Below are 11,772 nucleotides of genomic sequence, written 5' to 3'. Positions count from 1 at the left end.
GAGTCAGCCGACGAGGACCTCGGGCTCGGTCTTCTCGCGCACCTCGTCCTCGGTGACCCCGGGTGCGAGCTCGACGAGCTTCAGGCCGTCCGGGGTGATGTCGATGACGCACAGGTCGGTGATGATCCGCTCGACGACGCCGCGGCCGGTGTAGGGCAGCGAGCACTCCTCGACGATCTTGTAGGAGCCGTCCTTGGCGACGTGCTCCATCAGCACGATGACCCGCTTGGCGCCGTGGACCAGGTCCATCGCACCGCCCATGCCCTTGACCATCTTGCCGGGGATCATCCAGTTGGCGATGTCACCGCCCTTGCTGACCTGCATCGCCCCGAGGATCGCGGCGTCGATCTTGCCGCCGCGGATCATCCCGAAGGACGTCGCGGAGTCGAAGAACGACGCCCCGCGTCGCAGCGTGACGGTCTCCTTGCCCGCGTTGATCAGGTCGGGGTCCTCCTCGCCCTCGACCGGGTACGCGCCCACGCCGAGGATGCCGTTCTCCGACTGCAGCACCAGCTCGACGTCGTCGCCGACGTAGTTGGGCACCAGCGTGGGCAGCCCGATGCCGAGGTTGACGTAGGACCCGTCGTGCAGCTCGGAGGCCGCGCGTGCGGCCATCTCCTCACGGGTCCACCCATGCGACTCAGCCATGTCAGTTGCCCTCCTTCGGACGCACGGTCCGCTTCTCGATCCGCTTGTCCGCCGCCTGCTCCGGGGTCAGCGGGACCACGCGCTGCACGAACACCCCGGGCGTGTGGATCTCGTTGGGGTCCAGCTCGCCGGGCTCCACCAGCTCCTCGACCTCGGCGACCGTCACCCGGCCGCACATCGCGGCCAGCGGGTTGAAGTTCCGCGCGGAGTCGCGGTAGACGAGGTTGCCGTGCCGGTCGCCCTTCCAGGCCCGCACCAGCCCGAAGTCGGCCACGATCGCGTGCTCGAGCACGAACTCCTTCTCGCCCTCGGCGGTCTCGAAGCTCTGCGTCTGCTTCGGCGGCGAGGAGACGACGACGTTGCCGTCCGCGTCGTACTTCCACGGCAGGCCGCCCTCGGCCACCTGGGTGCCGACGCCGGTCGCGGTGAAGAACGCCGGGATGCCCGAGCCGCCGGCCCGCATCCGCTCCGCGAGCGTCCCCTGCGGTGTCAGCTCAACCTCGAGCTCGCCGTGAAGGTACTGCCGCGCGAACTCCTTGTTCTCCCCGACGTAGGAGGAGATCATCCGGCGCAGCCGCTTGGCCATCAGCAGCCTGCCGAGGCCCCAGTCGTCGACGCCGCAGTTGTTCGACACCGCCTCGAGGTCCTCGGCCCCGGCCTCCAGGACCGCGTCGATCAGCACCGACGGGATGCCGCACAGCCCGAAGCCCCCGACCGCCAGCGTCGCACCGCTGGGGATGTCGGCCACCGCCTCGGCCGCACTCGCCACGACCTTGTCCACGTGATCGTCCTCCCTCGCCCACCAGGGGCCACACCTGTTTCGGGCCACGAAGGACCCCGACGTCAGGCGATCCTAGTCATGACGGACGTCACTCCCTATGGCCGCTCACCACACCCGGCCCCCGCTGCGGTGGTGCCCCCGGACATGGTCCGGCCCGCGGGATCCGCCGCAGGGAGGAGCGGCGGTGCGGACGCGCCGCCTAGGCTGCTCTACGTGTCCGAGCAGAAGCACGACTGGCCGCGTGTCCGTCTCCACGTCGTCACCGGCAAGGGCGGCACGGGCAAGTCGACGGTCGCGGCGGCCCTCGCGCTCGCGCTGGCCACGCACGGCAAGAACGTCCTGCTCTGCGAGGTCGAGGGGCGCCAGGGCATCGCCCGGATGTTCGACGTCGACCCGCTCCCCTACGAGGAACGACGGATCGCCACCGGCCTGCCCGGGCCCGAGGGCAACCCGGGCGTCGTGCACGCGCTCCACATCGACCCCGAGTCGGCGCTGCTGGAGTACCTCGCCATGTACTACAAGCTCGGGCGCGCCGGCCGGGCCCTGGACCGCTTCGGGGTGGTGGAGTTCGCGACCACCATCGCGCCGGGCGTCCGTGACGTGCTGCTCACCGGCAAGGTCTTCGAGGCGGTGCAGCGCAACAGCCGGAACAAGAAGGCGATCCGGTACGACGCCGTGGTGCTGGACGCGCCGCCGACCGGCCGGATCGCGCAGTTCCTCAACGTCAACAACGAGCTCGCCGGGCTGGCGCGGATGGGGCCGATCAAGAGCCAGGCCGACACCGTGATGACGCTGTTCCGTTCCCCGCGCACGGCGGTCCACCTGGTGACCGTGCTCGAGGAGATGCCGGTGCAGGAGACCGCGGACGGCATCGAGGAGCTCCGGGCGGCCCGGCTGCCCGTCGGCGGTGTGGTCGTGAACCTGGTCCGCCCCCGCGACCTCGACCGAGGCGACCTCGCGGCCGCCCTCGAGGGGAACATGGACCGCGCCGCGATCCGGTCGGACCTGAAGGAGGCGGGGTGCAGGACGGCAACGGCCTGGTCGACGGCCTCGTCGCGGAAGCCGGCGACCACGCCGAGCGACGCGCCCTCGAGGACGACCAGCGTGCACTGGTCAGCGAGCTGGAGGTGCCGACCTACGAGCTGCCCCGCCTCGCGGGCGGCGTCGACCTGGGCGGGCTCTACGAGCTCGCCACCGCACTCAGGGAACAGGGCATGGCATGAGCACCGCGCACCGGCAACGCAGCCGCTCACGTGTTGGCCCGCTGACCGAGGGACCGGCCTCCTCGCTCGACGTCGACGTGCTGCTCGACGATCCCGGCACGCGCATCATCGTCTGCTGCGGCTCGGGCGGCGTCGGCAAGACGACGACCTCTGCGGCCCTCGCGCTGCGGGCCGCCGAGCGTGGGCGCCGGGTGGTCGTCCTGACGATCGACCCGGCCCGCCGCCTGGCCCAGTCGATGGGCATCGAGGCGCTCGACAACACGCCCCGCCCGGTCGTGGGCGTCGACGCCGGGGCCGGCGGCTCGCTCGACGCGATGATGCTGGACATGAAGCGCACCTTCGACGAGGTCGTGGAGAGCCAGGCGACCCCCGAGAAGGCCCGCCAGATCCTGGAGAACCCCTTCTACATCGCGCTGTCGAGCTCCTTCGCGGGCACGCAGGAGTACATGGCGATGGAGAAGCTGGGACAGATCCACGGGGACGCCCAGCGCGACGGCAGCTACGACCTGATCGTGGTCGACACCCCGCCGTCCCGGTCGGCGCTGGACTTCCTCGACGCCCCCGAGCGGCTCTCGAGCTTCCTCGACGGCCGGTTCATCCGGCTGCTGCTGGCACCGGCCCGGGGGCCGGCCCGGATGATGTCGGCCGGCGTCGGCCTGATCACCAACGCGCTGACCAAGATCCTCGGCGCCCAGGTGCTGCGCGACATGCAGACATTCGTGGCAGCCTTCGACACGCTCTTCGGCGGCTTCCGGCAGCGCGCCCAGAAGACGTTCGAGCTGCTGCAGGCCGACGGTACGGCGTTCCTCGTCGTCGCCGCGCCCGAGCCGGACGCGCTGCGCGAGGCGGCGTACTTCGTGGAGCGGCTGAGCGAGGACCGGATGCCGCTGGCCGGGCTGATCGTCAACCGCGCCAGCCCGGAGCCCCAGGGCGACCTTTCGGCCGACGAGGCGATGGCGGCCGCGGCCCGGCTGCGCACGCAGGACCCGGAGTCGCTGACGGCGGGGCTGCTCCGGCTGCACGCCGACCGGTCCCGCATGGTCGAGCGGGAGGCACGGCTGCGCGAGCGCTTCGGCGCGGCCCACCCCGAGGTCCCGACCGCCGTGGTGCCGGCACTGGCCGGCGACGTCCACGACCTCGAGGGCCTGCGCCGCATCGGCGACCTGCTCGCCGGCGGCTGAGGATCCCTCAGCGGACGCGGCGCCGGGTCGTCAGACGTCCGCCGTGACCTTGACCGGGTTGGCACCCTGGTCGCGTGCCGCCTCGAGCACGGCGCGCCAGGAGGCGGTCGGCCGGCGGCGGAGCAGCGCGCGGCGCTCCCGCTCGGTCATGCCGCCCCAGACGCCCCACTCGATCTGGTTGTCGAGCGCCTCGGCGAGGCACTCGGTGCGCACCGGGCAACCGGCGCACAGCTGCTTGGCCTTGTTCTGCTCAGCACCGCGCACGAACAGCTGGTCCGGCTGTGCCTGACGGCAAGCGGCCGCTGAAGTCCAGTCTTCAACCCACATAGTTGATGTCCCCACATCGTCCGAGATAGGCGGCGTCCCCATGACGTCTACCCGGGTAAGTCCCCTCAGGGTATGAAAGTTAAGGACTTCGCGAGTGTTGCGGCAGACCCCTTCTACCCAAATGTCCTAGTCCGAAGTGACTAGTTACTTCGGGTCATGAATGGGTTGGGGGTCGGCCCCTCCCGTACTCTGGGCCCATGTCCAGCCCTCGGTCCACCCCGCCCGGCGAACGTCTCTCGGCCGGCCGCGTGGCCTCCCACCTCGGTGTGATGCTCGCGGTCGCTGTCGTCATGGGCGTCGTGGTCGCCGGTCTGGCCATCCCCTTCGCCGGTGTCCTCGGCCTCGGCGCACGCGATGTCGCGAAGACGATGGACAGCCTCCCGGAGGCCCTCAAGACCGAGGCACTGCCAGAGAAGACCACGATCGTCGACAGCCGCGGCAACACCATCGCGACCCTGTCGACGAGAACCGTGTCAGCGTGCCGCTGAGCCAGGTCTCCCGCACGATGGTCAAGGCCATCGTCGCGATCGAGGACTACCGCTTCTACCAGCACGGCGCCCTCGACCTGAAGGGCACGCTGCGGGCACTGGTCACCAACCAGGCCAGCGGCGGCGTGTCCCAGGGTGGCTCCTCGATCACCCAGCAGATGGTCAAGCTGACCCTGCTGAGCCAGGCCAAGACCAAGGCGCAGCAGCGGGCGGCCACGGCCGACACCTACGCCCGCAAGCTGCGCGAGCTGCGCTACGCCATCGCCTTCGAGCAGAACTACTCCAAGGACTGGATCCTCGAGCGCTACCTCAACATCGCCTACTTCGGCGACGGCGCCTACGGCATCCAGTCCGCGGCCCGGCACTACTTCAACAAGAACGCCAAGGACCTCGACCTGCGCGAGTCGGCGACGCTCGCGGGCCTGGTCAAGAACCCCACCGGCTACGACCCGACGAACGACCCGGAGCGGTCGATCGAGCGCCGCAACACCGTCCTGGACCGGATGGCGGAGCTGAACGTCATCAACCCGGTCAAGGCCGACAAGATCAAGAAGGAGCCGCTCGGGCTCCACCCGATCCCGTCCAGCAACGGCTGCGTCGACTCGCGGGCGCCGTTCTTCTGCTCCTACGCCATCTCCACCCTGATGAGGGACCCCGCTCTCGGCAAGACGCCGGAGGAGCGCAAGAAGCTGCTGTACGCCGGCGGCCTCACCATCCGCACGACCCTCGACCTGCGCGACCAGGCGGCGGCCGACAACTCCGTCCGCAACCACGTCGACCCCACCAACCAGGCGATCGGCGCGCTGGCCATGATCGAGCCGCGCACCGGTGACGTGAAGGCCATCGCCCAGTCGCGGCCGATGGGCAGCGACAAGGCGCGCGGCGAGACCTACCTGAACTACGTCGTGCCGCAGCAGTACGGCCACTCGGCAGGGTTCCAGGCCGGCTCGACCTTCAAGGCGTTCGTGCTCGCCGCGGCGATCGAGAAGCACATCCCGCTGAGCACCACGATCAACGCCCCGCCCACGGTGTACCTCAACGAGGGCTCCTTCCCCGACTGCCAGGGCCACTACCCGAGCACGCAGATCTGGCCCGCCCACAACTCCACCGACAGCGGCACGTTCAACCTCTACACCGGCACGCAGCTCTCGGTGAACACCTTCTACGCCCAGCTCGAGCAGCGCACCGGGCTCTGCGAGCCCTACCGGCTGGCCAAGGCCATGGGCGTCGAGCTCGACGACCCGGCCCACGAGCGGGTCCCGTCGTTCACCCTGGGCGTGCCGAGCACCAGCCCGCTGGAGATGGCCGAGGCCTACGCCACGTTCGCCGGCCGCGGCCTGCACTGCGACGCCCGCCCGGTCAGCGAGATCCTGGACTCCAACGGCAACACGCTCAAGCAGTACCCCTCGCAGTGCCAGCAGGTCATCCCCGCACCGGTCGCCGACGCGGTGAACGACGTGCTGCGCGGTGTCCAGGAGCCCGGCGGCTTCGGCTACGACGCGGGCATCTCGCTCAACCAGCCGTCGGCCGGCAAGACCGGCACCATCAACGACAACATGGCCGTGTGGTTCGTGGGCTACACCCCCAACCTCACCACCGCCTCGATGATCGCGGGCGCCAACAGCCTCGGCCACTGGGTCTCGCTGAACGGCCAGACGCTGCACGGCACGTACGTCGCCTCGGCGCACGGCTCGACCACGGCGGGCCCGATGTGGGGCGACGCGATGAAGGTGATCCAGCAGTGGCTGCCGGACACCGACTTCACCAGGCCGTCGGCCTCCGACGTCGCCGGCGTGCTGACCACGGTGCCCGACACCGGCGGCATGAACGTCACCCAGGCGCAGCAGGTGCTGCGGGCCGCGGGCTTCAGCCCGGTCCTCGGCGGCTACCGCGACTCGCCCAACGCGCTGGACTCGGTCGCCTACACCTCACCCGCGGCGGGCAGCCAGTCCGGCAGCGGCACCACGATCACGATCTACCAGTCCACCGGACACGTCTACGTCCCGCCGCAGCACCACGGCGGCGGCGGCAACAACGGCGGCGGCGGCAACACCGGTGGCGGCGGCAAGCCGGGTGGCGGCCCAGGTGGCGGCGGCCCCGGTGGTGGTGGCCCCGGCGGCGGGCACTGACTGATGCGCCGACCGCGGCCGGCCCGGATCCGGGCCGGCCGCGGTCAGGACGCCTGAGGCGTCACGCCAGCTGGCGGCGTACCTCCGCGGCGACGGCGCCACCGTCGGCGCGGCCCTTCACCTGCGGCTGCACCACGCCCATGACACGCCCCATGGCCTTCATGCCCTCGCCCGCGGCGCCGACCTGCTCGACCGCGGCGGTGACGAGCCCGGCGATCTCCTCGGCGGTCAGCTGCTCCGGCAGGTAGTCGGCGATGACGGCGGCCTCGGCCTTCTCCTTGGCCGCCATCTCGGCCCGGCCGCCGTCCTCGAAGGCGGTCGCGGCCTCCCGACGCTTCTTGGCCTCGGTCGAGAGCACCCCGACGATGTCGTCGTCGCTCAGCTCGCGCTGCTGCTTGCCGGCCACCTCGGCGTTGGTGATCGCGGTGAGGACCATCCGCAGCGTGGAGGAGCGCACCTCGTCGCGGGCCTTCATGGCGGAGGTGAGGTCGGTGCGCAGACGGTCCTTGAGGGTGCTCATGTCCGCCATTGTGGCAGCCTTGCGCCATGACTCCCCCCGCACAGGCTCCCCCGGCAAAGGCCTGGCATCCGCTGGCTGCCCTCGTGGGCACCGGAGCCGTGGCAGGGGCCGGCCTCGCGGCGTACGCCGCGTGGGAGGCACGGCAGTACACCCTGCGCCGCGTCACCGTGCCGATCCTGCCCCGAGGGCGCAGGCCGCTCCGGGTGCTGCACCTCAGCGACGTGCACATGACCCCGGGCCAGACCCGCAAGCAGGAGTGGCTGCGCGGCCTCGCCGACCTGCGGCCGGACCTGGTGGTCAACACCGGCGACAACCTGGCCCACCGCGACTCGGTGCCCATCGTGCGCGACTGCCTGGGGTCGCTGCTCGACGTCCCCGGGGTGTTCGTCTTCGGGTCCAACGACTACTACTCCCCCACGCTGCGCAACCCGCTGCGCTACGTGCTCCCCGACGACGGGCAGCGCAACATCCACACCCCCAGCTGCCCTGGCGTGACCTCGGGCGGGCGTTCACCGACGCCGGCTGGGTCGAGCTGACGAACACGCGCGAACGGCTCGAGGTCAACGGGACCAGCATCGCCTTCGCCGGCGTGGACGACCCGCACCTGGAGTACGACCGCCTGAGCGACGTCGCGGGCCCGGCCGACGCGGGGGCCGACGTCCGTCTCGGGGTCGCGCACGCGCCGTACCTGCGGGTCCTGGACCAGTTCGCTGCCGACGGCTACGACGCGATCATCGCCGGGCACACCCACGGCGGTCAGGTGTGCCTGCCCGGGCGTGGGGCGCTGACCACCAACTGCGACCTCGAGCCGGCCCGCGCGAAGGGGCTGCACCGCCATCCCGCGGCCTCCCGGCCGGGCGACCCGGGCTCGTCGTGGCTGCACGTGTCGGCCGGTCTCGGGACCAGTCCGTACACCCGGGTCCGGGTCGCCTGCCGCCCCGAGGCGACCCTGATGACGCTCACGCCGGCCTGCTGAGAGCACCCCTCCGACCACCACCCGGGCCGATTACAGCGGGCCGCCGGGGCTCGGGTATGCTCGCCGTGCTTGCGGGCCGGACCGGTTGGTCAGACCCGCAATCGGGCTGTGGCGCAGCTTGGTAGCGCGCCTCGTTCGGGACGAGGAGGCCGCAGGTTCAAATCCTGTCAGCCCGACCACACCAGGACCCCGATCCGCCGCCGCGGGTCGGGGTCCTGTCGTTGGCGGCTCGTTGACGGCATGACCCAGATGGGGTGGAGCGGGGGACGACCCGGGCATCGGTTCTGGCACACTGCCCGGCATGGTTGATGAGGACCGCGGGAACGACAAGCCGTCGCTGGAGCTGCCCTCGCTGCGCTTCGGACGCAAGCGGAAGCGCGCCGCCGAGGAGGCCCCGGCCCCCGACGCCCAGGCCCCCGACGCTCCCGCCCCGGTGCCGGAGCCGGCGGCGGTGGAGCCGACGCCGACCGAGCCGGTGCCCTCGGTGCCTGCCGACGAGACGCCGACCGCCCTCACGCCGCCGCCGGCGACCGCCGAACCGGTGCCGTCGCCGGATGCTCCCCCGCTGTTCGCCGACGAGGTCGCCCCGACCCCGCTGGCGCCACCGACCCCACCGGCCGCGGCGCCCGTGGTCGAGACCGCCGAACCCGCTGCGCAGGAGCAGCCGACCAAGCCGGCCCGGGTGCGCCGCCAGTGGTCGCTGCCCGCGATCGGGGGGATGGCCGCAGCCATGATCACCGGCGTGCTGGTGGGCGTCTTCACCGTGGGCCTGGTCTGGGCCTCCATGCACCTGTGCGAGGTCGTCCGTGGCACGTCCTCGTGCGGCGGGCCGGGCTACCTGCTGCTGCTCGGCATCGTCGTCGCCATGGTGCTGCTCGGGGCCGTCCTGCTGCGCGCGTGGGGCCTGCCGGACCCGTCGGCCACCAGCTTCCTGGCCGTGGGCCTGATGGGCGTCCTGGCCCTGCTCATGGTCGACCTGCTCTTCAACTGGTGGATGATCATCGTCATCCCCGCCATCGCGGCGGCCACGTTCGCACTGGCGCACCGGCTGACGGCGTCGTTCACGGAGCCCTCCGGGCGCTGACCGACGCCGACGAGAGCGTTCGTCGGCCGGTCAGCGGGAGGCGATCAGCTCGGCGATCTGCACGGTGTTGAGCGCCGCGCCCTTGCGCAGGTTGTCGTTGGAGACGAAGAGCGCCAAGCCGCGGTCGCCGTCGACGCCGGGGTCCTGCCGGATGCGCCCGACGTACGACGGGTCCTTGCCGGCGGCCTGCAGGGGCGTGGGGATGTCGGCCAGCTCGACGCCCGGGGCGTCGGCCAGCAGCTCGCGGGCCCGCGCCACCGTCATCGGCGCGGCGAACTCGGCGTTGATGGCCAGCGAGTGCCCGGTGAAGACCGGGACCCGCACGCAGATGCCCGAGACGCGCAGCTCGGGGATGCCGAGGATCTTGCGCGACTCGTTGCGGAGCTTCTGCTCCTCGTCGGTCTCGCCGAGCCCGTCGTCGACGATGGAGCCGGCCAGCGGCAGCACGTTGTAGGCGATGGTGCGGTCGTACTTCACCGGCTCCGGGAAGGCCACCGCCTCGCCGTCGTAGGCCAGCTCGCGTGCCTTGTCACCGGCTGCCGCGACCTGGGTGGCCAGCTCGTCGACACCGGCGACGCCGCTGCCCGAGACGGCCTGGTAGGTCGAGGCGATGAGCCGCACCAGCCCGGCCTCGTCGTGCAGCGGCTTGAGCACCGGCATCGCCGCCATCGTGGTGCAGTTCGGGTTGGCGATGATGCCGCGCCCGGCCGCGATCACGCCGTCCATCGCCTCGGGGTTGACCTCCGAGACCACCAGCGGGATCGCGGGGTCCCTGCGGAAGGCGCTGGAGTTGTCGACAACGATGACGCCGGCGTCGACGAACCTCGGCACCAGTGCGCGCGAGGTGGTGGCGCCGGCCGAGAAGAGCGCGATGTCGAGCCCGCTCGGGTCGGCGGTCTCGGCGTCCTCGACGACGACGCTCTGCACACCACGGGGTCCCGCGAAGGGCAGCACCGTGCCCGCGGACCGGGACGAGGCGAAGAAGCGGATCTCCTCGATCGGGAACTGCCGCTCCTCGAGGATCTGGCGCATGGCGACGCCGACCTGACCGGTCGCGCCGACCACGCCGAGCCGGACGGGCCTCATCGGCCGGTCCCGCCGTAGACGACGGCCTCGACCTCGTCGGCGTCGAGGTCGAACGCGGAGTGGGTCGCGCGGACGGCTTCGTCGACCTGGGCCTCGTCGACGATGACCGAGATCCGGATCTCGGAGGTGGAGATCATCTCGATGTTCACCCCCGCCGAGGCGAGCGAGGCGAAGAACTTCGCGGTGATCCCGGGGTGCGAGCGCATCCCGGCGCCGATCAGCGACACCTTGCCGATCTGGTCGTCGTAGAGCAGCTTGTCGTAGCCGACCTCCTCCTGGATCCGCGCCAGCGCGCCCATCGCGGACTGCCCGTCGGCACGCGGGAGGGTGAAGGAGATGTCGGTCAGGCCGGTCGCGGCCGCCGAGATGTTCTGCACCACCATGTCGATGTTGACCTCGGTCGCGGCGAGCGCCTCGAAGATCCGGGCGGCCTCGCCCACCTTGTCGGGCACACCGACGACGGTGATCTTGGCCTCGCTGCGGTCGTGGGCGACGCCGGCGATGATCGCCTGCTCCATGGGCTCTTCTCCCTCGGTGGGGTCGGGGATGATCCAGGTGCCCTCCTTCTGGCTGAAGGAGGAACGCACGTGGACGGGCATGTTGTAGCGGCGCGCGTACTCCACGCAGCGCAGGTGCAGGATCTTGGCGCCCGAGGCGGCCATCTCCAGCATCTCCTCGGTGGAGACCCGGTCGAGCTTGCGCGCCGCGGGCACGATCCGCGGGTCGGCGGTGAAGACGCCGTCGACGTCGCTGTAGATCTCGCAGACGTCGGCACCGAGGGCGGCCGCGAGCGCGACCGCCGTCGTGTCGGAGGCGCCCCGGCCGAGCGTGGTGATGTCCTTGGTGTCCTGCGAGACGCCCTGGAAGCCCGCCACGATCGCGATCGCGCCGTTCTGGATGGCGTTCTCGATCCGGCCGGGGGTGATGTCGATGATCTTGGCCTTGCCGTGCGCCGAGTCGGTGATCACGCCGGCCTGGGAGCCGGTGAACGACTGCGCCTTGTGACCGAGCTGCGCGATGGCCATCGCGACCAGCGCCATGGAGATGCGCTCGCCCGCGGTCAGCAGCATGTCGAGCTCACGCGGCGGCGGCAGCGGCGTCACCTGCTCGGCGAGGTCTCGCAGCTCGTCGGTCGTGTCGCCCATGGCGGACACCACCACCACGACGTCGTGACCGGCCTTGCGGGTGGCGACGATCCGTTGCGCGACCCGCTTGATCCCGGTCGCGTCAGCGACGGACGAGCCGCCGTACTTCTGCACGACAATGCCCACTGCACAGTCCTCGAGGGTCGGTTGGCATCTCCAGGCCGCCCGCGCCGGCCGGAGCCGG

At 71.4% G+C, this 11,772-nt stretch carries 13 protein-coding genes, 1 tRNA gene and 1 pseudogene; 9 read left to right on the top strand and 6 right to left on the bottom strand.

Going from position 1 to position 11,772, the window contains the following annotated elements; all coding sequences use genetic code 11:
- Positions 1-3 precede the first annotated feature (3 nt).
- The gene (locus tag H0S67_RS02125) at positions 4-648 is read right to left on the bottom strand and encodes a CoA transferase subunit B (RefSeq protein ID WP_180935253.1); all 645 of its coding nucleotides are present in this window, start codon (positions 646-648) and stop codon (positions 4-6) included.
- Between the two features lies 1 nt (position 649).
- Positions 650-1,429 carry a CoA transferase subunit A gene (locus tag H0S67_RS02120; RefSeq protein WP_180935252.1) on the bottom strand — a complete coding sequence of 260 codons (780 nt, stop codon included), beginning with the start codon at positions 1,427-1,429 and terminating at the stop codon, positions 650-652.
- A gap of 78 nt (positions 1,430-1,507) precedes the next feature.
- Here H0S67_RS02120 and bagA point away from each other — a divergent pair.
- From bagA to bagB, 3 genes and pseudogenes are all read left to right on the top strand, one after another.
- A pseudogene (gene bagA, locus H0S67_RS24235) lies at positions 1,508-2,404 on the top strand (ATPase BagA); the annotation flags it as partial.
- Positions 2,405-2,448: 44 nt separating this feature from the next.
- Complete coding sequence (locus tag H0S67_RS24230) at positions 2,449-2,652, top strand: hypothetical protein (protein WP_246355052.1); 204 nt, start codon at positions 2,449-2,451, stop codon at positions 2,650-2,652.
- Entirely contained in the window at positions 2,649-3,833 is a 1,185-nt protein-coding gene (gene bagB, locus H0S67_RS02110) for an ArsA family ATPase (RefSeq protein WP_180935251.1), read from the top strand. Before H0S67_RS24230 ends, bagB begins: the two co-directional genes overlap by 4 nt.
- Before the next feature lie 30 nt (positions 3,834-3,863).
- On the opposite strand, the gene H0S67_RS02105 is transcribed toward bagB, so the two are convergent.
- On the bottom strand, positions 3,864-4,160 hold the full coding sequence (locus tag H0S67_RS02105; RefSeq protein ID WP_180935250.1) for a WhiB family transcriptional regulator: 297 nt from the start codon (positions 4,158-4,160) through the stop codon (positions 3,864-3,866).
- Between the two features lie 197 nt (positions 4,161-4,357).
- Between H0S67_RS02105 and H0S67_RS02100 the strand changes: the two genes are divergently transcribed.
- Positions 4,358-4,648 carry a hypothetical protein gene (locus H0S67_RS02100; RefSeq protein ID WP_180935249.1) on the top strand — a complete coding sequence of 97 codons (291 nt, stop codon included), beginning with the start codon at positions 4,358-4,360 and terminating at the stop codon, positions 4,646-4,648.
- On the top strand, positions 4,639-6,777 hold the full coding sequence (locus H0S67_RS02095) for a penicillin-binding protein (RefSeq protein WP_180935248.1): 2,139 nt from the start codon (positions 4,639-4,641) through the stop codon (positions 6,775-6,777). The genes H0S67_RS02100 and H0S67_RS02095 overlap by 10 nt, the downstream gene beginning before the upstream one ends.
- Positions 6,778-6,838: 61 nt before the next feature.
- Here H0S67_RS02095 and H0S67_RS02090 read toward each other — a convergent pair whose 3' ends face one another.
- On the bottom strand, positions 6,839-7,297 hold the full coding sequence (locus H0S67_RS02090) for a GatB/YqeY domain-containing protein (RefSeq protein WP_180935247.1): 459 nt from the start codon (positions 7,295-7,297) through the stop codon (positions 6,839-6,841).
- A gap of 26 nt (positions 7,298-7,323) precedes the next feature.
- On the opposite strand from H0S67_RS02090, the gene H0S67_RS24225 reads away from it, so the two are divergent.
- The 4 genes from H0S67_RS24225 to H0S67_RS02075 all read left to right on the top strand — a co-directional run bounded on the left by H0S67_RS24225 (position 7,324) and on the right by H0S67_RS02075 (position 9,357).
- Positions 7,324-7,833 (top strand): metallophosphoesterase, encoded by a 510-nt coding sequence (locus tag H0S67_RS24225; RefSeq protein WP_246355051.1) that lies wholly within the window; start codon positions 7,324-7,326, stop codon positions 7,831-7,833.
- Positions 7,834-7,886: 53 nt separating this feature from the next.
- Positions 7,887-8,273, top strand: coding sequence for a metallophosphoesterase family protein (locus H0S67_RS24220; RefSeq protein ID WP_246355050.1), 387 nt, complete (start codon positions 7,887-7,889; stop codon positions 8,271-8,273).
- A gap of 102 nt (positions 8,274-8,375) precedes the next feature.
- A tRNA-Pro gene (locus H0S67_RS02080) sits at positions 8,376-8,452 on the top strand.
- Positions 8,453-8,574: 122 nt separating this feature from the next.
- Entirely contained in the window at positions 8,575-9,357 is a 783-nt protein-coding gene (locus tag H0S67_RS02075) for a hypothetical protein (protein WP_180935246.1), read from the top strand.
- Between the two features lie 30 nt (positions 9,358-9,387).
- Here the strand turns inward: H0S67_RS02075 and H0S67_RS02070 are convergent, their stop codons facing one another.
- Positions 9,388-10,443: an aspartate-semialdehyde dehydrogenase gene (locus H0S67_RS02070; RefSeq protein WP_180935245.1), complete on the bottom strand. Its 1,056-nt coding sequence runs from the start codon at positions 10,441-10,443 to the stop codon at positions 9,388-9,390.
- Positions 10,440-11,714 (bottom strand): aspartate kinase, encoded by a 1,275-nt coding sequence (locus H0S67_RS02065; RefSeq protein WP_180935244.1) that lies wholly within the window; start codon positions 11,712-11,714, stop codon positions 10,440-10,442. Before H0S67_RS02065 ends, H0S67_RS02070 begins: the two co-directional genes overlap by 4 nt.
- Between the last annotated feature and the right edge of the window lie 58 nt (positions 11,715-11,772).

The organism is Nocardioides ungokensis, assembly GCF_013466985.1.
Lineage (GTDB): Bacteria > Actinomycetota > Actinomycetes > Propionibacteriales > Nocardioidaceae > Nocardioides > Nocardioides ungokensis.
Note: the sequence above shows the minus strand (reverse complement) of the source record. Positions and strands in the feature narration are given on the sequence as shown.